This is a genomic window from Vibrio sp. (genome assembly GCF_038138445.1).
GTDB lineage: Bacteria > Pseudomonadota > Gammaproteobacteria > Enterobacterales > Vibrionaceae > Vibrio.
The window spans coordinates 12534-35074 of record NZ_JAYQDQ010000028.1 but is presented as its reverse complement, the minus strand read 5'-3'; the positions used below and the strand labels follow the sequence as shown (position 1 = coordinate 35074).

Annotated in this window: 18 protein-coding genes; 9 read left to right on the top strand and 9 right to left on the bottom strand. The window is 42.9% G+C overall.

The annotated features are described in order from the left end of the window. Positions 1-59: 59 nt before the first annotated feature. Both AAFM34_RS09740 and AAFM34_RS09735 read right to left on the bottom strand, forming a co-directional pair. Positions 60-1661 (bottom strand): hemagglutinin repeat-containing protein, encoded by a 1602-nt coding sequence (locus tag AAFM34_RS09740; protein ID WP_341662295.1) that lies wholly within the window; start codon positions 1659-1661, stop codon positions 60-62. Then, positions 1613-3133 carry a ShlB/FhaC/HecB family hemolysin secretion/activation protein gene (locus AAFM34_RS09735; protein WP_341662293.1) on the bottom strand — a complete coding sequence of 507 codons (1521 nt, stop codon included), beginning with the start codon at positions 3131-3133 and terminating at the stop codon, positions 1613-1615. Before AAFM34_RS09735 ends, AAFM34_RS09740 begins: the two co-directional genes overlap by 49 nt. Positions 3134-3583: 450 nt before the next feature. Between AAFM34_RS09735 and AAFM34_RS09730 the strand changes: the two genes are divergently transcribed. After that, positions 3584-3952 (top strand): NirD/YgiW/YdeI family stress tolerance protein, encoded by a 369-nt coding sequence (locus tag AAFM34_RS09730; RefSeq protein ID WP_341662291.1) that lies wholly within the window; start codon positions 3584-3586, stop codon positions 3950-3952. A gap of 321 nt (positions 3953-4273) precedes the next feature. Here AAFM34_RS09730 and ispB read toward each other — a convergent pair whose 3' ends face one another. Further along, positions 4274-5245, bottom strand: coding sequence for an octaprenyl diphosphate synthase (gene ispB / locus AAFM34_RS09725; protein ID WP_341662289.1), 972 nt, complete (start codon positions 5243-5245; stop codon positions 4274-4276). Positions 5246-5513: 268 nt separating this feature from the next. Between ispB and rplU the strand changes: the two genes are divergently transcribed. The 4 genes from rplU to folA all read left to right on the top strand — a co-directional run bounded on the left by rplU (position 5514) and on the right by folA (position 8197). Continuing rightward, a complete protein-coding gene (gene rplU, locus AAFM34_RS09720) occupies positions 5514-5825 on the top strand; it encodes a 50S ribosomal protein L21 (RefSeq protein ID WP_008072988.1) in 312 nt (103 codons plus the stop codon). A 20-nt stretch (positions 5826-5845) separates the two neighbouring features. Beyond that, positions 5846-6103, top strand: coding sequence for a 50S ribosomal protein L27 (gene rpmA, locus AAFM34_RS09715; protein ID WP_004409945.1), 258 nt, complete (start codon positions 5846-5848; stop codon positions 6101-6103). A 274-nt stretch (positions 6104-6377) separates the two neighbouring features. Further along, the gene (gene cgtA / locus AAFM34_RS09710) at positions 6378-7550 is read left to right on the top strand and encodes an Obg family GTPase CgtA (RefSeq protein WP_341662280.1); all 1173 of its coding nucleotides are present in this window, start codon (positions 6378-6380) and stop codon (positions 7548-7550) included. A 167-nt stretch (positions 7551-7717) separates the two neighbouring features. After that, entirely contained in the window at positions 7718-8197 is a 480-nt protein-coding gene (gene folA, locus AAFM34_RS09705; protein ID WP_341662278.1) for a type 3 dihydrofolate reductase, read from the top strand. A 70-nt stretch (positions 8198-8267) separates the two neighbouring features. Here folA and AAFM34_RS09700 read toward each other — a convergent pair whose 3' ends face one another. The 5 genes from AAFM34_RS09700 to leuA all read right to left on the bottom strand — a co-directional run bounded on the left by AAFM34_RS09700 (position 8268) and on the right by leuA (position 13922). After that, a complete protein-coding gene (locus AAFM34_RS09700; RefSeq protein ID WP_341662276.1) occupies positions 8268-9050 on the bottom strand; it encodes a DUF547 domain-containing protein in 783 nt (260 codons plus the stop codon). A gap of 104 nt (positions 9051-9154) precedes the next feature. Continuing rightward, the gene (gene leuD, locus AAFM34_RS09695) at positions 9155-9757 is read right to left on the bottom strand and encodes a 3-isopropylmalate dehydratase small subunit (RefSeq protein WP_341662274.1); all 603 of its coding nucleotides are present in this window, start codon (positions 9755-9757) and stop codon (positions 9155-9157) included. Between the two features lie 12 nt (positions 9758-9769). After that, on the bottom strand, positions 9770-11170 hold the full coding sequence (gene leuC, locus AAFM34_RS09690; RefSeq protein ID WP_341662314.1) for a 3-isopropylmalate dehydratase large subunit: 1401 nt from the start codon (positions 11168-11170) through the stop codon (positions 9770-9772). A gap of 55 nt (positions 11171-11225) precedes the next feature. Next, the gene (gene leuB, locus AAFM34_RS09685; protein ID WP_341662272.1) at positions 11226-12317 is read right to left on the bottom strand and encodes a 3-isopropylmalate dehydrogenase; all 1092 of its coding nucleotides are present in this window, start codon (positions 12315-12317) and stop codon (positions 11226-11228) included. Between the two features lie 57 nt (positions 12318-12374). Then, positions 12375-13922, bottom strand: coding sequence for a 2-isopropylmalate synthase (gene leuA, locus AAFM34_RS09680; protein ID WP_341662269.1), 1548 nt, complete (start codon positions 13920-13922; stop codon positions 12375-12377). Between the two features lie 903 nt (positions 13923-14825). Here leuA and leuO point away from each other — a divergent pair. Continuing rightward, a complete protein-coding gene (gene leuO / locus AAFM34_RS09675) occupies positions 14826-15785 on the top strand; it encodes a transcriptional regulator LeuO (protein ID WP_341662312.1) in 960 nt (319 codons plus the stop codon). A gap of 152 nt (positions 15786-15937) precedes the next feature. Continuing rightward, positions 15938-17746 carry a long-chain fatty acid--CoA ligase gene (locus AAFM34_RS09670; RefSeq protein WP_341662267.1) on the top strand — a complete coding sequence of 603 codons (1809 nt, stop codon included), beginning with the start codon at positions 15938-15940 and terminating at the stop codon, positions 17744-17746. 98 nt (positions 17747-17844) lie between these two features. On the opposite strand, the gene AAFM34_RS09665 is transcribed toward AAFM34_RS09670, so the two are convergent. Next, on the bottom strand, positions 17845-19932 hold the full coding sequence (locus AAFM34_RS09665) for a tetratricopeptide repeat protein (protein ID WP_341662265.1): 2088 nt from the start codon (positions 19930-19932) through the stop codon (positions 17845-17847). Between the two features lie 367 nt (positions 19933-20299). On the opposite strand from AAFM34_RS09665, the gene AAFM34_RS09660 reads away from it, so the two are divergent. Both AAFM34_RS09660 and ilvN read left to right on the top strand, forming a co-directional pair. Next, on the top strand, positions 20300-22024 hold the full coding sequence (locus tag AAFM34_RS09660; protein WP_341662263.1) for an acetolactate synthase 3 large subunit: 1725 nt from the start codon (positions 20300-20302) through the stop codon (positions 22022-22024). A gap of 1 nt (position 22025) precedes the next feature. Continuing rightward, on the top strand, positions 22026-22520 hold the full coding sequence (gene ilvN, locus AAFM34_RS09655; protein WP_152429547.1) for an acetolactate synthase small subunit: 495 nt from the start codon (positions 22026-22028) through the stop codon (positions 22518-22520). Positions 22521-22541 lie beyond the last annotated feature (21 nt).

Here is a 22541-nt window from a genome sequence, read left to right as displayed (position 1 = left end):
CTCGTAAGGATAGGTATAGATAATAGAAAAAGCGCGCTGTCTCCAGCGCGCTTTAATGTTTAATTTGACGTTTCACTCGCTGAGTTTTGAATGACTTGTCCTTCAGTAGGTGTTGAGTCAACGCTGACCTTTAACAGAGGAGTCTTTCCTTCCTTGAGGTCTTTGATTGCTTGTTTACCCAGCTCACTTGGACTACCACTGAAATCACCTGATACAGAAATATTTCTGTTATCAACAGCTTCTTTTACCAGAGGCTGAGATCCAGCATCAATCGTTTTAGATTCCAGTGTTGCTCCTTTTAGCTTGGTTGCTTGATTGGAGTTTACCGAAATATTCTGGTTGGCAGATATGCCAGACTCTTGTCCAACAGATAATTTATCGGTAACAACCAGTGAGAATTGTCCTTCTTTATTGGTATTATCGACGATTTTATCTTCAGTTGAACCAAATAGGCTTTTGGCTTTTTCATCAGCTTTCTTGCCTACACCCTGAGCCTTTTTATCCCACCATGGTGCATCGTGAGCTTTGTTTTCTCGATCCTGATCGATTCTATCTGCGGTTTTGTTGTAGCTGTCCTTGACGTCTTGTTTCTTACCGTCGTACCACCAAGCAAAATCGCGGCGTTTGTCTTCGGCAAACTGAGTGACTTTATCCTTGTATGGTTTAGTCTTTTCACCGCCGGGGAGAGAATCCACGTTGCCTTTTAATTGGTCAAACTTGCTCTTTTCAGCAGGTTTTTTGGTTTTTTCAAATTTAGCACCAACTTTGACGTCAACCGCTAATTCCCTGTCTTGGCGACTTTCTACCACAAGTCCACCTTGCTGAGACTGAACATCGACGTTATCAGCTTTGATGTTTGCTCCAGATAAGGTGACGTTGCCCTTACTAGACACCGAAACTTGTTGGCTTTCTATCTGAGCGTTGTCGTTGGTCAAACTGTCTTTTACATCGGCTTTGAATCCTGCATTTACTCCACTTGCACTGTTCGCGACGCTGCCACCTTTATTTTGGTCTGTAGTACGACTGGTATTAAGCCCAATGTTACCGCCATAATTGTTGCGTTGCTCTGTGTTTTGAGCGGATTGAAGTAACACAGAACCGTTGTTTGCCGTTAATGTGGTCGAGCTAGTCGCTACTTTGGTCCCGGTTAACTCTATGCCTTTTTCACCTTGTGCATTGATAGAAACATTGCCGCTGCTTTGAACTCCACCACCTTTTTGTTCGGCTTTGTTTTCATCCACATAGCTGACATCAAGGTTCGCGCCAGCTCCTCGACTTTTCGTATTCGCTTTATCGTTATTTACATTACTTAGGCTTGCATTGATCCCACCTCGAATATCCAAGCCACTTTGCTTCTCATTTGAGGTTTGTGCGTCAAAGGTTACATCTCCACCCGCATTAAGTGTGACATCACCAACTTGATTATCTACGCTACCAATTTGGGTGCCTTGCAGGTAAACATCGTTGCCAGCGGTAACATTTACATTATTCGCGCCAGTGATGGAGCCTGCTTGACCTGTAGTACTGCTTTGGTCATTGGTTGCGTAAACCCCGTCTATTTTGCCACCAAATGTTTTTGACTTGCCACTATCGGCCCTAGATTGATTTAGCTCTATATTGCCTGAATATTCCCTAGTCCGAGACGTGGAGTGAGTGTCCACTCTGTCACGTTAATATCGCGCGAGAGGGTATTACGTAAGTACCAGCCATCAGCCGACGACAAATTATTGATATCCAGTCCACGCACTGCACTACTATCTGAGATGCCTATCCATTCTACGCCGGGGAGTTTGTGCGAAGAAAATTGCCCTACAAGACGGTTTCGATAAAGATAAGTGTTGTCCAACATCTTGAAGTAATACGAGGTAGTAATATTGCCTCGCAGTTTTGTAAAGTGTTCATCAACGGCTGTACTTTCGGTTTGTGCTCCGAAAAGAGACGTTCCTCTATCAATCCCAACACCTGCACTAATTACACCAGCAGACAGAATTCGTAGGTGGGAGTAGTCAAGTGATAAAACCGTAAGATCTTGAGAGTTAATATCAAACTGAATAGTTTCTGCAAAGTTTTTGGCTTGCTTATAATTGATTTGTCCACTAACCGTATTTATTTGGTTACCGTCACGGTTTATGGTTCTGTCAAGGCGCAAACCTAGCATTGAAGACCAGCCATGAAGATTAATGGTCGCGTTAGTTCCCTTACTTTCTGTAGAGTAGCCGGAATAAAAGCCATAGCTACTTAGAGTCCAGTATCCATGAGGGACAGAGTAGAGAGCTGATACCGATCGGCTATAAACCTCGGGATTGGATTCCATAGTGGTAGAGCCGCTGAAGCTAATATAGTCTGACATGCCAAATGGGCTTGAATATACAGTTAATGCACGTAATACCTCTCGCCCAGTGCTTTTTTGGCCATAGTTATCAATACTGGCACTGCTGCTCCAGCGAGAAGCTGGTGGGTTGATTAACTCGACAACCGTTCCACCACGATATTCACCAGGTAGCAAACGCATTGATACTTTATTGCTTTGCAAGCGATTGGCTTGGTCGAGACCCTGCTCTAAATCTCTTAGGTTTAGAGGCTGACCGACTAAATCAGGGAAGAGAGTATCAATGTTGACAGTGTCACTGGCGCCGATAATACCTTCGATTTCACCTTCAATAATTTCTAATCCGAGCTCACCATATACACCAGGTTGGAGAAGTACTATGCGAGCAGTGACATAGCCCTTACTAATATAAAGGCCAGTCAACTCGCGTATTAAGCGATTAACGTCTTCAGCCATGATGCAGTCACTAGCTATTGGGGTAAGTTTGGCAAAGTCTTTTGGCGATAGGAGTTTCGTCTCAGTAACATAAACACCTGTTATAGGTAAGCACTGAGAAGTTTCCTGTAATACTGGGTTTCCCTCAGCAGCGACTTCTTTAAGTCCTTCTTCCGAAGCGCCCGGTGTTGGTTTTGGCTGTAATTGTTTATTTAGTTGACGTTGGTTTTCTTGTAGCGCGCGACGGCTGTTTTGATCGACCTGAGTACTGAGCGGTTGAGTAGCTGCATGGCTTTTTACTAGCATCAGTAATGTTGCAAAAATGATCAAGCTTGCTTTGACCGAATTATGGTAATAAAAATCGCGCATACAACACCTTACAATAGTTTCTGATGGAGCCAGTAAAGTTAAATTTTTTACAGATTGATTGGTTCTACCTATTAAAGTCGCCACTAATTAATAATTTTCATTTATTGCAAGCTAACATATATATCAATAATGCAAACAAAATTATAAATGTTTATTGTTCTCAAAAAGTGAACTCTGATGTGATTTATTTATCTCTTTTGTTGTTTTTTGTTGTTTTCTATGTTTTTTGTGAATGTTTTTGTGCGAGTTATTCGTATTTTCAATTTTTTTGAGTAAAAACTTCAAAGTTAAAGGAGTAAGTACGCAGATGAGGGATGCCAAAGTGGGAACCTTTCTAATATGGCCTCACTAGTAAAATGATAAATAAGTCAAATATGACTGAACCATTCATCTTCCATTCAGCCATTGAAAGTTAGATTGAACACACTTATGACAAAGTAGGAAGTAACCATGAAAACTAAATTAATTATCTCTGTGCTGGCACTTTCGGCATCTGCCACTCTTTATGCTCAAGGTTTTGAGGGGCCGCAGAGTAATGCAGGATTCAGTGGTCCTAATCAAGGTATCTCAACTGTTCAACAAGCCAAAGAGGCGAGTGATGACACCCCAGTCACCTTAACGGGGAAAATCAAAGCTTCGTTAGGTGGGGAAATGTATACCTTCACTGATGGTACTGCGGAAATTACTGTAGAGATTGACCATGATAAATGGTTGGGTCAAAAGGCAACTCCTGAGACTCAGGTTCAGATTTCAGGTGAGGTCGATAAAAAGCTATTAGGCGCCACTAAGATTGATGTTGATGCTGTGAGAGTACTTTAAGTAGAGTAATAACAATCTCATCATACTTATTTGAACACTAAAGTAATATTTATTATCGGCGGGCAAATTATTTGTGACTTATTAAAGGTTAACGGTGAAACGCTTCATTGTTGCTAGACATAACAAATGGTTTGCTCGCAAAATATCTTACCGCATTTTATCGGTGATCACTTTACTGCTAGTTTGAAAAAGCGGGGAAGATGTATTACTAACCAAAACAAGGCAAAGACTTTGTTCAAGTTAGGATCCTCTAGTCAGTAAACCTTCGCATTGCTGCTTAGTAGGCAACGGGAACTTAGGTTCCCGTTATCTACATTTGTATTATGTTGTGCGATGGACGGACATATGTGCAAGTGTCACTAATGCTTGTTTATAGGGAGAGTCAGGTAGCACACTCAGCTCCTCGATGGCTTTGTCCGCTTCTTGATAAGCTTTCTGCCTTGTGTAGTCTAAGGCTCCTGTTTCGGTTAGTGTATCCATGATCGCATCGAGCTTCGCCATGCCATTGGCTTGTTCGATAGCTTCTCTGATCATTTCTCTTTGCTCACAGTTTCCTTTGCTCATCGCATAGATGAGAGGCAGGGTTGGTTTACCTTCAGCGAGATCGTCGCCGACATTCTTGCCCATTTCCTTTCCATCAGAGGTGTAATCCATCACATCGTCGATTAATTGGAATGCAGTGCCTAGGTATTTGCCATAATTTTTCAAGGCACTCTCTATTTCATCTGTCGCGTGATTGAGTATGGCTCCTATTTGGGTAGCCGCTTCAAACAGGCGAGCAGTTTTTGAATAGATAACCTGCATGTAACTGTCTTCGGTCGTATTTGGATCATTGCAGTTCATCAGTTGTAGTACTTCACCTTCGGCGATGATATTCACGGCATCACTCATTAATTTGAGGACACGCATAGAGCCTAACTCTGTCATCATTTGGAAAGAGCGGGTATAAATAAAATCGCCGACTAGGACGCTGGCTGCATTACCAAAGGCAGCATTTGCTGTCGCTTTACCACGCCTCATATCCGATTCATCAACCACATCATCATGAAGTAAAGTGGCGGTATGTATAAACTCAATAAAGGCTGCGGCGGTTGTATGGTCTTGCCCTTGATAGCCTAAAGCACGGGCAGATAGCACTGCTAAAAGAGGACGAATGCGCTTGCCACCGCCACTCACAATATAAAACCCGAGCTGATTGATTAAGGAAACTTCAGAATTGAGCTGGGCCAGAATTGTTTCATTCACTTTTGCCATGTCGTCGGCAGTGAGTGTTTGGATAGTTTTAAAATCCATTGTAAATCCGAGTGAAGTTAGAATCTTTAAGGTCTTTTATTATTTTTGTTGGTGGATAATACACTAAAAAACGTTGATAAATACACGTCTAAAAGGCATGATTGCCACACTTTTATTTGGCGATTAGCTTTTCGCCAACTTTTTAAAAATATGGCTTGTCATAGGTGCATCTCTTCTGTAGAATCTGCGCCCTATTGATGATTAGTTTAGCGCACACCCATAATGCATAAAATACGCATAAGGCTGTGCGGAAAAAGCGGAGTAAGATATGTACGCTGTTTTCCAATCTGGTGGTAAACAACACCGTGTAAGCGAAGGTCAAACTCTTCGTTTAGAGAAATTAGACGTAGAAACTGGTGCAACTGTAGAGTTCGATAAAGTTCTTTTGGTTGCTAATGGTGAAGACGTTAAAGTTGGCGCTCCTCTTGTAGAGGGTGGCAAAGTAGTTGCTGAAGTTGTACAACACGGTCGTGGCGATAAAGTTAAAATCGTTAAGTTCCGTCGTCGTAAGCACTCTCGTAAGCAACAGGGTCATCGTCAGTGGTTCACTGAAGTGAAGATCACTGGTATCAACGCTTAATTGATTAGGAGAGCTTAACAATGGCACACAAAAAAGCTGGTGGTTCTACTCGTAACGGCCGCGATTCAGAAAGCAAACGCCTTGGTGTTAAACGTTTCGGTGGTGAATCTGTTCTTGCAGGTAACATCATTGTTCGTCAACGTGGCACTAAGTTCCATGCTGGTACAAACGTAGGCATTGGTAAAGACCATACTCTATTCGCTCTTACTGAAGGTAAAGTGAAGTTCGAAGTTAAAGGTCCTAAGAACCGTAAATTCGTAAGCATCGAAGCAGAGTAATTCTCGCTAAGATCAAGAATTAGGTTTCTAGCCGAATTCAAAAGCCCTGCCAGTTTGGCGGGGTTTTTTATTTATGGTGTTAGGGAGTTGATACTAAGGTTTTTTTTCTAAAGTACCTTAGTATATTTCCTGATAAGCAGAAGCAATTTGAGTGCGCACAAGCGTCCCCAGATCGTCATCTGCTAGAATTTATATCATTCATATTGGGTCTATTTGCTCTATGGATGAGGTTTGCAACACGACTACGAGATGTAGCAAGTGGGCGGAGTAAGAGATGAAATTCGTTGATGAAGCGGTAGTTAAGGTTCAAGCCGGAGACGGTGGTAACGGTGTGGTAAGTTTCTGGCGAGAGAAATTTGTTGCAAAGGGTGGCCCCGATGGTGGTGATGGTGGTGATGGTGGTGATATCTACATCCTAGCTGACGAGAACCTTAATACTTTGATTGATTACCGTTTCCAGCGCTTCTATGAAGCGGAGCGTGGAGAAAATGGTCGCGGTGGTAACTGTACTGGTAAGCGTGGTAAAGACAAGGTATTGCGTGTTCCTGTGGGTACGCGCGCCGTTGATATACATACCAATGAAATTGTTGCTGAAGTGGCGGAACACGGTAAAAAAGTGATGGTGGCTAAAGGTGGCTGGCATGGACTTGGTAACACTCGTTTCAAATCTTCCGTTAATCGCGCTCCTCGTCAAAAAACATTGGGAACCAAAGGTGAAGTCAGAGAGCTTAGATTAGAGCTGCTGCTTCTAGCCGATGTCGGTATGTTAGGTTTGCCTAATGCAGGTAAATCAACCTTTATACGTGCAGTGTCTGCCGCTAAGCCTAAGGTGGCAGACTACCCATTTACGACTTTGATTCCAAGTCTTGGTGTGGTGAGTGTTGTCCCAGAGAAAAGTTTTGTTGTTGCTGATATTCCAGGCCTTATTGAAGGTGCTGCGGATGGGGCTGGTCTTGGGATCCGTTTCTTAAAACACCTTGAGCGTTGCCGTGTTCTTTTGCATATGATCGATATTATGCCCATTGATCAATCTGATCCGGTGCAGAATGCGCTGACCATTATCGATGAGCTTGAGCAATATAGTGAGAAGTTGGCAGATAAACCACGCTGGCTGATCTTCAATAAAGTTGATCTTATGCCAGAAGAAGAAGCGGATGAAATTATCCAAAACATTCTTGACGCCTTGGGTTGGGAAGAGGATTACTACAAAATTTCAGCAGTGAATAAGCAAGGCACCAAAGAGCTTTGCTACAAGCTGGCTGACTTTATGGAGAAATTACCTCGTGAAGAAGAGCAAGTGAGCGAGGAAGAAAAAGTCGATTTCATGTGGGATGATTACCACAAAGATGCCATTGCCGGTAAAAATGTGATCACCGAAGATGACGACGATTGGGATGATTGGGACGACGAAGATGATGACGGCCATGTCGTCTACGTACGAGATTAACCTAAACTTTGTTTTCAAGCCGTTATGTCTCTGACATGGCGGCTTTTTTATGAGAACTTCCTGCCCATATGTGGTTATGATTGAATTGGTCATTGGCTTAGCGCGTGAGGGATTGTTATTCTACTACCGCAAGTCAATAAGATCAGAGTCAGTAAGAGGTAATAGCAATGATCATCAGTATGATCGCCGCAATGGCAGACAATCGTGTAATAGGTAAAGACAATCAAATGCCATGGCACTTGCCAGCGGATTTCGCATGGTTTAAACGTTGCACTATAGGCAAGCCTGTTATCATGGGTCGTAAAACATACCAATCGATTGGGCGTCCTTTGCCTGGCCGTTTAAATATTGTGATTAGTCGAGATAGTAGTCTCAAATTCGATGGCGTCACTATGGCCACTTCTATTGATGATGCATTGAGCCTTGCAGGTGATGTTGAAGAAATTATGATCATCGGCGGAGGGGCGATTTACCAAACATGCTTGGATATAGCCAGCAAACTCTATATTACTTATATCGATACTCAGGTAGAGGGTGACACTTGTTTTCCTAAGTGGAGCGAGGACTACCAAGAAACCTACTCTGAAACTTACCTAGCTGATGAGAAAAATGCTTACGATATGCGTTTTGTTATTTTGGAAAAATAACGCTCTACTGGATAACCACCTGATATCCTGCGTGAAGGATTGGTAGGCGCACTACCAATCCGTTTCAGTCCTATTTGGCTTCATTAAGTGACCAGTCATAGTCGTAACTGATCTTGCCACTTAAGGTGCCTAAATCTGACCTGTATTGACTTAAGTGGCTGATAAGCTGAGCCTTATCACCAAAATCTTCGCTAAACCAATCGTAGATGGAAGAGAGTTGGGCACCATTGTCATTGAGCAGCACCCCTTTATCACTATTGATAAAGCTTTTCGCTGCTTGTTCTAACAGTGTTTCCGTGTTGTCTGCTGTAAACGCTTTTTGCTGCAGGTTAGGGCAGCCTAAACTTGCGCAGTTTACCGCATAGTGAGTCCTAGGGTCTTGCCAGATAGGGCGCAAAATCCGGTGCTCGATATCGTTTAGTGTTAACGTTTTCCCATTGATGGTGATCACATCATCGCCCCATGGCCCAAAACTAAACAAGCCGCCAAGTTTGGTAATTGATTTGACCGGATAGTCGTCCAATATCAGCTTAACGGTAATCGCATTATACAGGTTGACCCAATAAGCATATTGCTGCGCTTTATTGAGTGAAAGTGGATCTGTTTTGGCCAATTTTTCAAGATACTTGGCAAGCACTTGCTTATCTTTTTCGCTGACAGATGAGTATTTAAATAGGGTGTAGTCGCCCTTACTGACTAAATACTGGTCGAGCAGTTGTTGCCAAGCTTGGTGATCAATAACCGCAGCATTAGACTCATTACTTTTGTTCCAATAAGGCCAAAGTTCTGATTTAGGCGCGCTAAAGGTGCTAAAAGATACGATAGCGAGAAGTAAGGGAAGAAAGAGTTTCATGTTCAGTCCTATTAATCACAGCGATAAGAGTTAAGACCGACTATCTGATTAAGAACTTTCAAAAAGAAAAAAGCTGGCGTTAACCAGCTTTTATAGACAGACGCTTACTTTAGATACGAGGGTATCTTAGTCTCATAATCAGCAATCTTGTCTTCATGTTGCAGCGTCAAACCGATATTATCGAGTCCATTTAGCAGGCAATGCCTGCGGAACTCATCAATTTCAAATGAATACTCTTTACCATTAGCTCGAACTAGATTGGCTTCTAAGTCGACCTCAACTTGCGCCCCTTTGTTTGCTTCTACGAATTGGAAAATCTCGTCGACTTGCTGCTCGGTAAGTCTCACGGGAACCATTTGGTTATTGATTGAGTTACCGTAGAATATGTCGGCAAAGCTTGGAGCTATCATAGCTTTGATACCGTAATCCGCTAGAGCCCAAGGGGCATGTTCCCGTGATGAGCCACAGCCAAAGTTTTCACGCGCCAGCAAAATTGAAGCGCCTTGATAGCGTGTTTCATTCATGACAAATTCAGGGTTTGGCTGCTCTCCCGCGTCATCCAAAAATCGCCAATCATGGAAAAGGTGTTTACCAAAACCAAGGCGAGATACCTTTTGCAGAAATTGCTTGGGGATGATCGCATCTGTGTCGACATTTGCCGCATCAAGAGGAACCACTAAGCCTGTATGTTGTTTAAAACCTGACATCTAAGATTCTCCTCAATCTAAATCACGAATATCGACAAAGTGACCTGCGATGGCCGCAGCTGCTGCCATTGCTGGGCTGACCAAATGGGTGCGGCCATCGCGCCCCTGACGACCTTCAAAGTTTCGGTTCGATGTAGACGCGCAGCGCTCCCCAGGCCCTAGACGATCGTTATTCATTGCCAGACACATAGAGCAGCCTGGAAGACGCCATTCAAAACCTGCATCTTTAAAAATAACATCCAAACCTTCTGCTTCGGCTTGTGCCTTCACTTGCTCAGAACCGGGTACAATCAATGCTTGAACGTGAGAGGCAACTTTGCGACCTTTAGCGACCGCCGCTGCAGCGCGCATGTCTTCAATGCGTGAATTAGTACAAGAGCCAACGAAGACTTTGTCAACCGGGTAGTCAGACAACGCTTTACCTGCGGTTAATCCCATATAGGCCAGTGCTTTTTCGGCAGAGGCTTTTTCAACAGGATCAGAGAAGCTGTCCGGTGTCGGAATGGGTTGGTCGACAGCAATTACTTGTCCAGGGTTTGTCCCCCAGGTAACTTGAGGTTTGATGTCGGCTGCGTTAAGCGTAACTACCGCATCAAACGTGGCATCATCATCGGTTTTAAGAGTCTTCCAGTACTCTACCGCAGCGTTAACGTCTTCGCCTTGCGGAGAGAACTTACGATCTTTGATGTATTCAAATGTTGTTTCATCGGGTGCAATTAGGCCAGCTTTAGCGCCTAATTCGATGGCCATGTTACAAACTGTCATTCGACCTTCCATGGAAAGATCTGTAATCGCTTCTCCGCAGAACTCAACCACATAACCTGTGCCGCCAGCTGCCGTGGTTTCCCCTATGATGGCCAATACTATGTCTTTTGCAGTAATACCAGGAGAAACTTTACCTTTGACCTCAATTTTCATGGTTTTGGCGCGAGCTTGCTTTAGTGTTTGAGTCGCAAGTACGTGCTCGACTTCAGACGTACCTATACCAAAAGCCAGAGAGCCAAATGCGCCATGAGTTGCGGTATGGGAATCACCACATACAATAGTCATTCCTGGGAGAGTAATGCCTAGCTCAGGCCCCATGACATGCACAATACCCTGATATTTGTGGTTAATATCATAAAGGGTTACGCCAAACTCTTTGCAGTTTTTAGAAAGCGTTTCCATTTGGATACGCGCCATTTCACCAGAGGCATTAATGTCCTTGGTTGTAGTCGAAACGTTGTGATCCATGGTGGCGAATGTTTTATTCACTTGGCGTACTTGACGTCCTTTCTCACGTAAGCCATCGAAAGCTTGAGGTGAGGTCACTTCGTGAACTAAATGTCGGTCAATATACAAAATTGGGTTTTCACCCTCTGCTGCTACGACTACGTGTGCGTCGTAGACTTTCTCGTACAGTGTTTTGCCCATCATTACTTTCCTGTTTTTGCTCCTGACAACGGCTTATCAGGAGCGAATAATTATTTTATGAATTTAAAATGTACTCAGCGATTTTGTTGCCCATCTCTGCAGTCGAGAGAGCTGGCCTGTCACCAGCTAAGTCAGCGGTTAGCTCGCCAGCGGACAGTGCTTTTGATACCGCTGACTCTATGTCTTGGGCTGCGGCTTCTTCACCTAAGCTGTATCTGAGCATAAGAGCGGCAGACAGGATTTGCGCTACAGGATTAGCAATGTTTTTACCCGCAATGTCAGGAGCACTGCCGCCAGCTGGCTCATATAAACCAAACTTACTTTCATTTAAGCTCGCTGAAGGTAGCATTCCCATCGAGCCTGTGATCATTGCGCATTCATCTGAGATAATATCGCCAAAGATGTTAGAGCAAAGCATCACATCAAATTGCGATGGGTCTTTGATTAGCTGCATGGTCGCGTTGTCGATGTACATATGAGATAGACTGACATCGGGGTAATCTTTCGCGATTTCTTCAACCACTTCGCGCCATAAGATAGAACTTTGTAGAACGTTGGCTTTATCAATGGAGCAGACTTTTTTATCGCGCAGGCGAGCCGACTCAAAAGCAATTTTAGCGATACGTTCAATCTCGAATCTATGATAAACCTCGGTATCGAAAGCTTTCTCATTGGCTCCTTCGCCTTCTCGGCCTTTGGGTTGGCCAAAGTAGATACCACCAGTTAGCTCGCGCACCACCACGATATCAAAGCCACGCTGTGAAATATCAGCGCGCAGTGGAGAAAAGCTCTCTAGACCTTGATGTATTTGAGCAGGGCGCAAGTTACAAAATAGCTGAAAGTGCTTACGCAAGGGGAGAAGAGCGCCGCGTTCAGGTTGATCGTTGGGTGGCAAATGTTCCCATTTAGGGCCTCCTACGGAACCAAACAATATTGCGTCTGAATCTTCGCAGGCTTTGATTGTACTTGCCGGAAGTGGACATCCATGATTATCGATAGCAATGCCACCGACGTCATGCTCGGAACGATGAAAACTAATCGAGTGTTTCTTCTCGATAGCATCTAGCACCTTGTTTGCCTGTGCCATTACTTCTGGTCCAATCCCGTCCCCTGATAAAACGGCGACCTTGTATGATTTGTCTGTCATGAGCTTCCTTAAATTTAATACTTATTGCTAGGAGTGACTTAGACCCCTAGATTTTATTTATACAGTTGCGATCTTTTTCTGTTTGATTTGTTCGATTTGATCCGCACGGTGGATACTGTTGATCACATGAAGTAAAGCTTGTCCTGATGCTTCTACAATATCTGTTGACATGCCAGTACCGTGATACTTACGACCTTTATAGTTGGCGATGATATCCGCTTGACCTAGACCGTCTTCACCTTCGCCTTTAGCGGTAAGGTCAAACTTGTCTAGCACGATATCATACCCAGTCACTCGGTAGATACACTGATAAAGCGCATCGACAGGGCCATTACCGACGGCGGCTTCTGATTTTTCTTCATCGCCACATTGCAATTTTATGCTAGTCGTCGCCATTACGCTGCCAGATTGAACGCTTAGGTAGTTAAGTTTGAAGAAATCATCCTCTTCGCGAAGATTAGAGAAATGCATTAAAGCTTCTAGATCATAGTCAAACACTTGTCCTTTTCGGTCAGCCAATTTCAAGAAGTCCTCATACAAAGCATCTAAATTGTATTCATCTTCTTTGTAGCCCATGCTGTCCATATGACTTTTCACTGCAGCTCGGCCACTTCGACTGGTTAGGTTTAGTGCTTGATTTTTTAGTCCAATAGACTCGGGCGTCATAATTTCATAGGTATTTTTATTTTTTAGCATCCCATCTTGGTGAATACCTGACGAGTGGCTAAATGCATTGGTTCCTACAATGGCTTTGTTGCTTTGAATTGGCATATTACAAAGCTGACTGACGAGTTTACTGGTGCGGTGAATCTCGTCATGTTTAAGACCCGTGTGAACACCAAGCAATTCTTGACGAGTTTTGATGATCATAGCAACTTCTTCTAGAGAGCAGTTACCAGCGCGCTCTCCAATACCATTAATGGTACCTTCTATTTGGCGCGCACCTGCCTGAACTGCTGCGATAGAGTTTGCCACTGACATACCCAAGTCATCATGACAGTGTACTGAAATAATGGCTTTATCAATGTTGGGGACACGGTTGAACAAGGTTTGAATAATGCCGCCAAACTCATTTGGAACTGTGTAGCCAACAGTATCGGGTATATTGATTGTGTTCGCGCCAGCATTGATTGCCGCTTCAACCATGCGGCATAAATTATCAATCGGTGTTCTGCCGGCATCTTCACAAGAAAACTCTACATCATCAGTATATTGGCGAGCGTGTTTGACAGCTTTTACCGCCATTTCTACGACGTCATCATAGCTGCGACGTAATTTGTCCTCGACATGGATGGTTGAAGTAGAAATAAAGGTGTGAATTCTAAACTGATCTGCGACTTTTAACGCTTCCGCTGCTGCATCAATATCTTTTGCGACTGCACGGGAAAGTGCACAAACTCGGCTATTTTTTATGTGTTTGGCAATCGTTTGGACGGATTCAAAATCGCCAGGAGAGGAGACTGGAAAGCCAGCTTCAATGACATCAACACCCAGCCTTTCAAGCGCGTAGGCAATCTGCAGTTTTTCTTTAACGGTCAAACTTGCTGATAACGCTTGCTCGCCATCACGTAATGTGGTGTCGAAAATAATAACCTGATCATTCATGTTTGCTTCCTTCCTGATATTTTTATGCTCACACAGTGAATCGTTTTCTTCCGGTGTCGACCTACAAAAAAGCCCGCATTTTGATGCGGGCTTTTAAATCTTGTTGTGGTTATTTTTCTTCCACAGCCTACCCGCGCGATTTGGTCACGATAAGGAGGAGGCTCAGCAGAATTGAAAAATGCTTAGACATTGTTAACAGGTCCCTGAAGGCGTTAAATTAACCACAAAATTTAGTTAACAAATTAGTACCGCACTCTGATGTAGACGTCAACCCCAAAAACAGTATTTATTTACTAACACTAAAATAAATACTTCTGAATCGCTGGATGTAAGGCTATAGGAATTAGGTTGCACCTAAGTGATAGTTTAGGTGAATGATTTACGTGTTAGGTAAACCATATAAAGAGTGTTACAAAACAATAGCCATTAGGCTTATCTACCCAACTTAGGTCTATTGAAATGTGCTTGCCAATCGAGTCTAAGTTAATTTTTTAAGCTAAACAACGCCATTTGATTTGTCAAAATACCCTTAGTCACCAAACTAAGTATTAGTGTCAGTTTTGTACTTGACGCTCTAGTTATTTTTCCTGTAAATGATTCTTTTTGTCACTTAGCACTTATTGGTCAACTTAATTAATTACTCAAAATTTCGCACTTATGCTGTTTTATGTTTTTTTATGTTTTAGTTAAATATTTGATTTTGAATGGTTTAATTATCATTCAGGTGAAAAATGCTGATTAATTATCAATCTGGTTGCCAATACATGAATGATTCGTTGATAGTAATGTTCTGCCGCGAAGTATCGGACGGGCAAATATAACGAAAAACTGGTTATCTATTCCCAACCAATATTCATTTAAAAAACATTTACATTGACGAATACAAGACAAGAGGCTTGCGTGATGATTGAGAAAAAAGAATCTATGAGTGCTATTGCCAGCTACAGAATGGAAAGTACTCTCCGTGGAGTAGATTTAAACCTTTTAACTGTATTTGATGCGGTTATGCAGGAGCAAAATATTACCCGCGCTGCACACAATTTAGGTATGTCACAACCTGCAGTGAGTAACGCTGTTGCCAGACTTAAAGTGATGTTTAATGACGAGCTATTTATGCGTCAGGGACGTGGTATTCAACCTACTCAGCGTGCGCGTTTACTATTTGGTCCGGTTCGTCAGGCACTTCAATTGATTCGTAATGAATTGCCAAGCTCGATCTTTTCACCAGAAACTTCAACTCGTTTGTTTAAACTCGCGATTTGCAGCCCTTGTGATATGCGCTTCGCTCCAAAAATCATGTCTACAATTCATGAGCAAGCACCTAATGTTCAACTTCACTTAGATGCAGAGTTCGATCGCCAGTTGGCTGAAAGAATGCGTTATCAGGAAATTGACTTTGTCGTTGATTATGCTCGCTTCGATGAGCAAGGCTTTTCTAGCACTGAAATCTTCCAAGACGAGTTGGTTGTTGTTGCGTCTAAATCACACCCTCGTATTCAACAAGGTGTGATGGCAGAGCAACTTAGAGAAGAACGTCACGCTAAGTTATCTCGTGTACACGGTCAACGAAGCTTTTCAGAGCAGGCTTATCGCGATCTCGATGTGCAGGCATACTATGAAGGGACTAGCTTGAGCAATGTGTTGTATGTAGTGGGTCAGTCTGAACTTGTTACTATCGCTCCTCGTTGGATGGTCGAAAATGCTGCTAATAAAGAGCAACTGCAAATTCTCGACTTCCCGTTTGAGAATGCTAAGATCAGTGGCTTTTTGAGCTGGCATGAATCCAGTGAGAAAGATAAAGGTCATATCTGGCTTCGTGACCAATTAATGATGATTTGTGGCGAAGTGGTTGCAAAAGCCTAATTAACTATCATTAAAAACCTTGAATGGTTAGCGCCATTCAAGGTTTTTTACATTTCAAATATCAACTTTCATTCCCCCTAGTTGCCTTTTCTTTACCTAAATGTACACTTGTGCGCTCTCAAAGCTTACATACGTAAGTGAAAGGTAGGAATATGGCTCTCATAGATTTTCATATCGTTAAAAGAATTCGTCAGCAGTTAGGTCAAAATGGTGAGCGAATCGCTCTAAAATACAAGTCGGGCGCTGTTTGGCAAGGTATTAGCTGGAGTGAGTTTGGTACTCAATTAGACAGATTATCTTCAGCATTATTGGATCATGGTATTCAGGTTCAAGATAAGATTGGTATTTTTGCCAATAATATGCCTAATTGGACTGTCGCCGATCTCGCCTCTCTTCAAATTCGCGCGGTTACGGTTCCTATATACCCAACCAATACTGCCAATCAAGCTGGCTATATTCTCGATAATGCTGATGTGCGCATCCTATTCGTGGGAGAACAATCCCAGTTTGATGCAGCGGTTAGCGTTTTTGACCAGTGCCCCAAATTGGAATTGATAGTGACCATGTCAGAAGGTATTGAGCTTGGCCAATATGGCTTTGCTTGTACTTGGCAGGAGTTTGTTGACCGTCCTCAAACCCCACAAAAAGCACAACTTCAGCAGCGTCTAGCAGAAGCAAATCTGGATGATCTACTCACCCTTATATATACATCAGGCACTACAGGGCAACCTAAGGGGGTGATGTTAGATTATCGTAACGTTGCCTCTCAACTAGAAGGTCACGATAAAAGGCTAACGCTCAGCCATAATGATGTGTCTCTGTGCTTTCTTCCTTTATCTCACGTTTTTGAGCGCGCTTGGACTTTTTATACTCTGTATCGTGGAGCGACCAATTGCTACCTGCAAGACACAATGCAAGTTCGTGAAGCTTTAAGTGATATCAAACCGACAGTTATGTGCGCTGTTCCTCGGTTTTATGAGAAAATATTCTCTGCCATTCATGACAAGGTATCAAAAGCCTCAATGACTAAAAAGCTACTATTTACTTGGGCTGTGAATATGGGAGCTAAGATGTCTTTGTGCCATCAAGAGGGTAGAACACCTTCATTTATGCTGCGAAAGTCCCATAAGCTTGCAGACAATTTAGTCTTGTCTAAGCTACGTGCTTTGCTGGGTGGCCAGATTAACTTTATGCCATGCGGCGGGGCCAAATTAGATGAAGCTATTGGTCGTTTTTTTCATGCAATTGGCATTAATATAAAGCTTGGCTATGGAATGACAGAAACCACCGCTACTGTCTCTTGTTGGGCGGATGGTTGTTTCCAGCCACAATCAATAGGCACATCCATGCCAGGCGCTGAGGTTAAAATTGGAACTAATAATGAAATTTTAGTTCGTGGGCCAATGGTGATGCGCGGTTATTACAAAATGCCCAAGGAAACGGCAGAATCATTTGATGAGTTGGGTTTTTTAAAAACTGGAGATGCGGGTCACATAGATGAAAAAGGTAATGTGTTTATTACCGACCGTATCAAAGAGCTAATGAAAACATCAGGTGGTAAATATATCGCCCCTCAGCTTGTCGAAGGGACAATCGGTAAGGATCATTTCTTTGAACAAGTGGCGATTATTGCTGATACTCGTAAGTTCGTTTCTGCGCTCATTGTGCCTTGTTTTGATAGCCTTGAAGCGTATGCGAAAGAGCTTAATATTAAGTACCAAGATCGTATTGAACTGATCAAGCATCACCAAGTTGTTGAAATGCTTGAACGTAGGGTAAATGATCTGCAAAAGGAATTAGCAAAGTTTGAGCAAGTAAAGAAATTTAAGTTGCTACCTAAAGCGTTTTCAATGGATGCTGGTGAGCTGACTCCGACACAAAAGCTTCGTCGTAAAGTCATCAACGAGAAATACCAAGATGAGATTGAAGAGATGTACCGCGATGATGTGGTAAAAAAGTAAATCTCCCAATAACGAGCGCTTTCTAATCTTAAAATCCCTCAAACTTTGTATTTGAGGGATTTTTAGTTTTGTCTTAACGCTTTTTGCTGGCTTATAAACTATTGCTCCTTCACCCAAATGTCTGTGTAAGACTTTTGGGTAAAATAATTTTGGTAAGCCATAATATAAGCTTTTTCTAAATTTTGAGTGTATCGCTCAGTATCAAATAACGGCATAGACATTCGTTGAGTAGCAAGAGTTTGCTTGATTTCTGCAAGCTTTTCAGGGCTGTTAGCGAGCTGCAAAATCACCTGCTGATATTCTTCGTTTGTATGGGTAACAAGCTCGGCTAATCCAACTGCATGCAGCAAGCTTGTCGAGACTCTGGCAGCAAAGCCTTGTCCTGATTTGGTGACGACAGGGACACCAGCCCAAAGCGCATCGCTTGCCGTTGTATGGGCGTTGACATTAAAGGTATCTAAGAAAATATCAGCATGTTGATATCTGGCTAAATGTTCCTCTTGTTGCAAAGGTTTGGCGAAGATCAAGCGTTCACTATTTATACCTCTTTGCTCGGCATGCTGCTTTAGATTTCTTTGCACATGGGGATTGTCGCTAAACAGCCAAAGAACACTTCCTTTTACGTTTTTTAATACACTCATCCAGATATCAAATTCTGTGGGAGATAGTTTATATGGGCTGTTGAAACAGCAAAATACGAGCCCTTTATCTGGTAACCCTAAATCTTGTTTATTCGATGAGCAGTGGGGGATTAGGCGATTGTTATTATTGGGTTGGTAGCTGTTGGGTAGATAAATAATATTCTCGGTATAATGAGGTCTTTGCTCTTGCGGGATAAGGTATGAATCGGCGATGAGATAGTCGATAAAATCAGCACCAGTGGTGCCAGGGTAGCCTACATGGCTGATTTGCAACGGTGCTGGCCGCTTGGCAAAAATACCCAAACGCTCATCTCGGGTATGGCCTTTGAGATCAATCGCAATATCAATCCTATCTTTTCTTGCAAGTTTTGCTATCTCTAGGTCACTTAGCTCAGCTACATCATGAAAAACATCAAATAAGTCAGGAGCTTTCTTCCTAGTACTATCACCCGTATTAGGGCCAAAAGAATAGGCGTAGACGTCGAACTTTTCTCTGTCGTGCAGTGCAAAGACTTTGGACATGAGATGCATGGTAGCGTGATCATGAAAATCAGCGCTGAAATAGCCAATACGAAGCCGACTTGGCTTTTGCTTTGGCTTGGCTATCTGTGGTAATTCGCACACTAGGTGTTTGGATTTAACGAATTGCTCAGAGCGAAGTCGATGTCTTAGTGGTGAGTCTTCAAAGGTTAGTGCTGCGAAAGGAGAGACGGCTTTACCTTGAGTGCCGAGAGTTTTAACTTTAGATATCTCTTCCTCCATGGCGGACCAGTCGCAAAGCCTTGCTTGTTGATATAGCTTTTTGAGCCTTACAGATTCCATGTGTGGGTCTAAGGTTAGAGCTTTTTGATATGCTGTTACCGCCAGCTCTGGCTTATTTTGTTTTTCAAGTACTGCTCCTAAGTTATCATAGGCTTCAACGTGGTTTGGTTTAAGTGATAAAGCCCTCATATAACATTCAGACGCTTGCTTTAGCTTGCCTTGTTCTTGAAAGATAATGCCCAAGTTATTATGTGCTTCTGCATAATCTGGATTTATTGCAAGTGCTTGCTGATAAGCTTTTACAGCGTCTTTTAGATTGCCAAGATCTCTAAGTACCACGCCCTTGTTGTTATGTGCCTCAGCATAATCAGGCTTAAGTGCTAACGCCTTTTGATAATATCCAAGTGCTTCTTGAAGTTTGCCTTTGTCTCTCAGTACGACAGCTAAATTATTATAGCCGCCAACATTTTCTGGGCATAAGGTGATCACCTTCTTAAACGCCTCAAGAGCCTGATCTATGTTTCCAGCATTTTTACTTGCAACACCTAGAATATTCCAAACCATGCTGCTATTGGGATGCTGTAGAGACAGTTCTTGGGCTTGTTTTAATACCAGATTTACTTGACCTTGATTATATTGCTCGATAAGTCTCTCGATTGTTTCATTGAGTGCTGTTTCTGAGGCCATGCTTGATTCTTCGTGGTGAGTTATCGCTTGTGCACACTCTAACATGAGACGTGATTGGATAAAGTGAACGCTTTGCCAGTGGAGTGAATAATCCATTTATTTCACAAAAATCTGCTTCCCTAAGACTAAAGGACTCGCTTCACTCAAATGTAAAATATAAAATTTTTGTCTAAATATACTTAAAGCCTGATATGACCATCTAAATACTGATAATTGATTAGCTTGATTCACTGCCCATACCTCAATCTGTAGCATCTTGTTTAAAGTGAGATCTAAATTTGATTAGATCATTGTTTAAGAAAACGTTACATTTGTTGCTCGAACTTGTTTTGTGTTACATCACAGCAAGGCATAGCCGAAAAAGTGGAAGTATTTCGATTAGGCTACGAATAAGCCCTAGACTATGTAAACCCAGCACTTATTGATTGACCTTATCAATAGGAGAGTTGGCGAGGAGAAAAATATGGCAGTAATGTTGTCCGGTGCAGAGATGGTTGTTCAATCTCTGATCGAGGAAGGTGTGGAACAAATCTTTGGTTATCCTGGTGGTTCCGTTCTAGATATTTATGATGCTCTGCACGCTAAGACAGATCAAATCAAACACGTGCTTGTTCGCCATGAACAAGCTGCGACCCACATGGCAGATGGTTATACACGCGCTACTGGTAAACCTGGCGTGGTGCTTGTATGTTCGGGACCTGGTGCAACCAATACGGTAACAGGTATTGCAACCGCCTATATGGACTCAATACCCATGATTGTTATTTCAGGTAATGTGCCTAATAACTTAATCGGTAATGATGCGTTCCAAGAGTGCGATATTGTTGGTGTGTCTCGACCTATAGTGAAACACAGCTTCTTGGTTAAAGAGGCGAAAGATATCCCGGAAACCATGAAAAAGGCGTTTTACATCGCTACAACAGGTCGCCCAGGCCCTGTGGTTATTGATTTGCCTAAAGACGTAATGAATCCGCTCAATAAACTGCCTTATGAGTATCCTGCTAACTTGTCGATGCGCTCGTATAAACCGACCACGACTGGGCACAAAGGCCAAATCAAAAAAGGCCTTAAAGCGCTGCTTGCCGCGAAAAAACCCGTTTTATATGTGGGCGGTGGAGCCGTTATATCCCAAGCTGATGAATACCTTTTACAACTATCAGAGAAGCTAAACTTACCTGTCGTTAGCACATTAATGGGGCTTGGCGCTTTTCCTGGTACACATAAAAATTCTCTTGGTATGTTGGGCATGCATGGGCTTTATGAAGCCAATATGGCCATGCACAACGCCGATCTTATTTTTGGTGTGGGAGTACGATTTGACGACAGAACCACCAATAACCTAGAAAAGTACTGCCCCAATGCCAAAGTAATGCACATAGATATCGATCCGTCTTCGATTTCTAAGAATGTGCAGGCTGATTTACCTATTGTTGGCTCGGCAGAAAAAGTCTTAGCAAGTATGTTGTCGTTGCTCGAAGAACAAGGTGCTGTCAATGATCATCAAGCTATGCAAAGCTGGTGGGATGATATTCAAACTTGGCGCGATCGTAATTGTTTGTCATATGACACCTCTTCTGAGCGTATCAAACCCCAGCAAGTCATTGAAACTCTCTATAAGCTGACCAATGGTGATGCATATGTGGCCTCTGATGTTGGTCAACACCAAATGTTTGCTGCGCTTTACTATCCGTTCAATAAATCACGCCGCTGGATAAACTCAGGAGGCCTTGGCACCATGGGTTTTGGCTTTCCAGCAGGTCTTGGTGTGAAATTTGCCAAACCGGAAGAAGAAGTGGTGGTGGTAACGGGAGATGGTAGTATCCAGATGAACATTCAGGAACTGTCGACAGCAATGCAATATGACATTCCCGTCAAGATCATTAATCTTAACAACCGCTTCCTAGGTATGGTTAAGCAGTGGCAAGATATTGTTTACCAAGGCAGACACTCGAACTCGTATATGAGCTCTGTGCCTGATTTTGTCGCAATTGCTAAAGCCTATGGACATGAGGGGATCCGGATCGAGACGCCAGATCAACTCGAATCAGGACTCAAACAAGCGTTAGAGATGAAAGACAAACTGGTATTTGTTGATATCAATATTGATGAGACTGAGCATGTATATCCAATGCAGATCAAAGGCGAGGGTATGGACAAGATGTGGTTAAGCAAGACGGAGAGAACTTAAGATGAGACACATTATTTCATTGCTAATGGAAAACCAACCGGGCGCGTTATCTCGGGTAGTGGGTCTGTTCTCACAGCGTGGCTACAACATTGAGTCTTTAACTGTATCGCCGACCGATGATGAAACCCTTTCACGCTTGAACATCACCACGATTTCAGATGACATGCAGTTAGAGCAGATTCAAAAGCAGCTCAATAAACTCATTGATGTGTTAAAAGTTCAGGAAGTCACGGAATTTGATCATGTTGAACGCGAACTCATGATGGTTAAAGTGAGAGCTAGCGGTATGGCTCGTGAAGAAGTCAAACGTACCGCCGATATTTTTCGCGGCCAGATTGTTGATGTCACCGCTTCACAATACACAGTTCAGCTAGCGGGCACCAGTGAAAAGCTTGATGCTTTTATCCAAGCCATTTCTGAAGCAACCGAAGTGATTGAAGTCGCAAGAAGCGGTGTCGTGGGTATTGCACGCGGTGAAAGGGCGCTAAAAGCGTAGAGTGCGCATTATTTAGTGAAA

Bases quoted from the DNA above. Each gene is read 5' to 3' on its own strand.
- ilvN (WP_152429547.1), top strand. From the start codon at position 22,026: ATGAGACACATTATTTCATTGCTAATGGAAAACCAACCGGGCGCGTTA.
- AAFM34_RS09665 (WP_341662265.1), bottom strand. From the start codon at position 19,932: ATGGATTATTCACTCCACTGGCAAAGCGTTCACTTTATCCAATCACGT.
- AAFM34_RS09700 (WP_341662276.1), bottom strand. From the start codon at position 9,050: ATGAAACTCTTTCTTCCCTTACTTCTCGCTATCGTATCTTTTAGCACC.
- folA (WP_341662278.1), top strand. From the start codon at position 7,718: ATGATCATCAGTATGATCGCCGCAATGGCAGACAATCGTGTAATAGGT.
- cgtA (WP_341662280.1), top strand. From the start codon at position 6,378: ATGAAATTCGTTGATGAAGCGGTAGTTAAGGTTCAAGCCGGAGACGGT.
- leuB (WP_341662272.1), bottom strand. From the start codon at position 12,317: ATGACAGACAAATCATACAAGGTCGCCGTTTTATCAGGGGACGGGATT.
- AAFM34_RS09735 (WP_341662293.1), bottom strand. From the start codon at position 3,133: ATGCGCGATTTTTATTACCATAATTCGGTCAAAGCAAGCTTGATCATT.
- rplU (WP_008072988.1), top strand. From the start codon at position 5,514: ATGTACGCTGTTTTCCAATCTGGTGGTAAACAACACCGTGTAAGCGAA.
- AAFM34_RS09660 (WP_341662263.1), top strand. From the start codon at position 20,300: ATGGCAGTAATGTTGTCCGGTGCAGAGATGGTTGTTCAATCTCTGATC.
- leuC (WP_341662314.1), bottom strand. From the start codon at position 11,170: ATGGGCAAAACACTGTACGAGAAAGTCTACGACGCACACGTAGTCGTA.
- AAFM34_RS09730 (WP_341662291.1), top strand. From the start codon at position 3,584: ATGAAAACTAAATTAATTATCTCTGTGCTGGCACTTTCGGCATCTGCC.
- leuD (WP_341662274.1), bottom strand. From the start codon at position 9,757: ATGTCAGGTTTTAAACAACATACAGGCTTAGTGGTTCCTCTTGATGCG.
- ispB (WP_341662289.1), bottom strand. From the start codon at position 5,245: ATGGATTTTAAAACTATCCAAACACTCACTGCCGACGACATGGCAAAA.
- leuO (WP_341662312.1), top strand. From the start codon at position 14,826: ATGATTGAGAAAAAAGAATCTATGAGTGCTATTGCCAGCTACAGAATG.
- rpmA (WP_004409945.1), top strand. From the start codon at position 5,846: ATGGCACACAAAAAAGCTGGTGGTTCTACTCGTAACGGCCGCGATTCA.
- AAFM34_RS09670 (WP_341662267.1), top strand. From the start codon at position 15,938: ATGGCTCTCATAGATTTTCATATCGTTAAAAGAATTCGTCAGCAGTTA.
- leuA (WP_341662269.1), bottom strand. From the start codon at position 13,922: ATGAATGATCAGGTTATTATTTTCGACACCACATTACGTGATGGCGAG.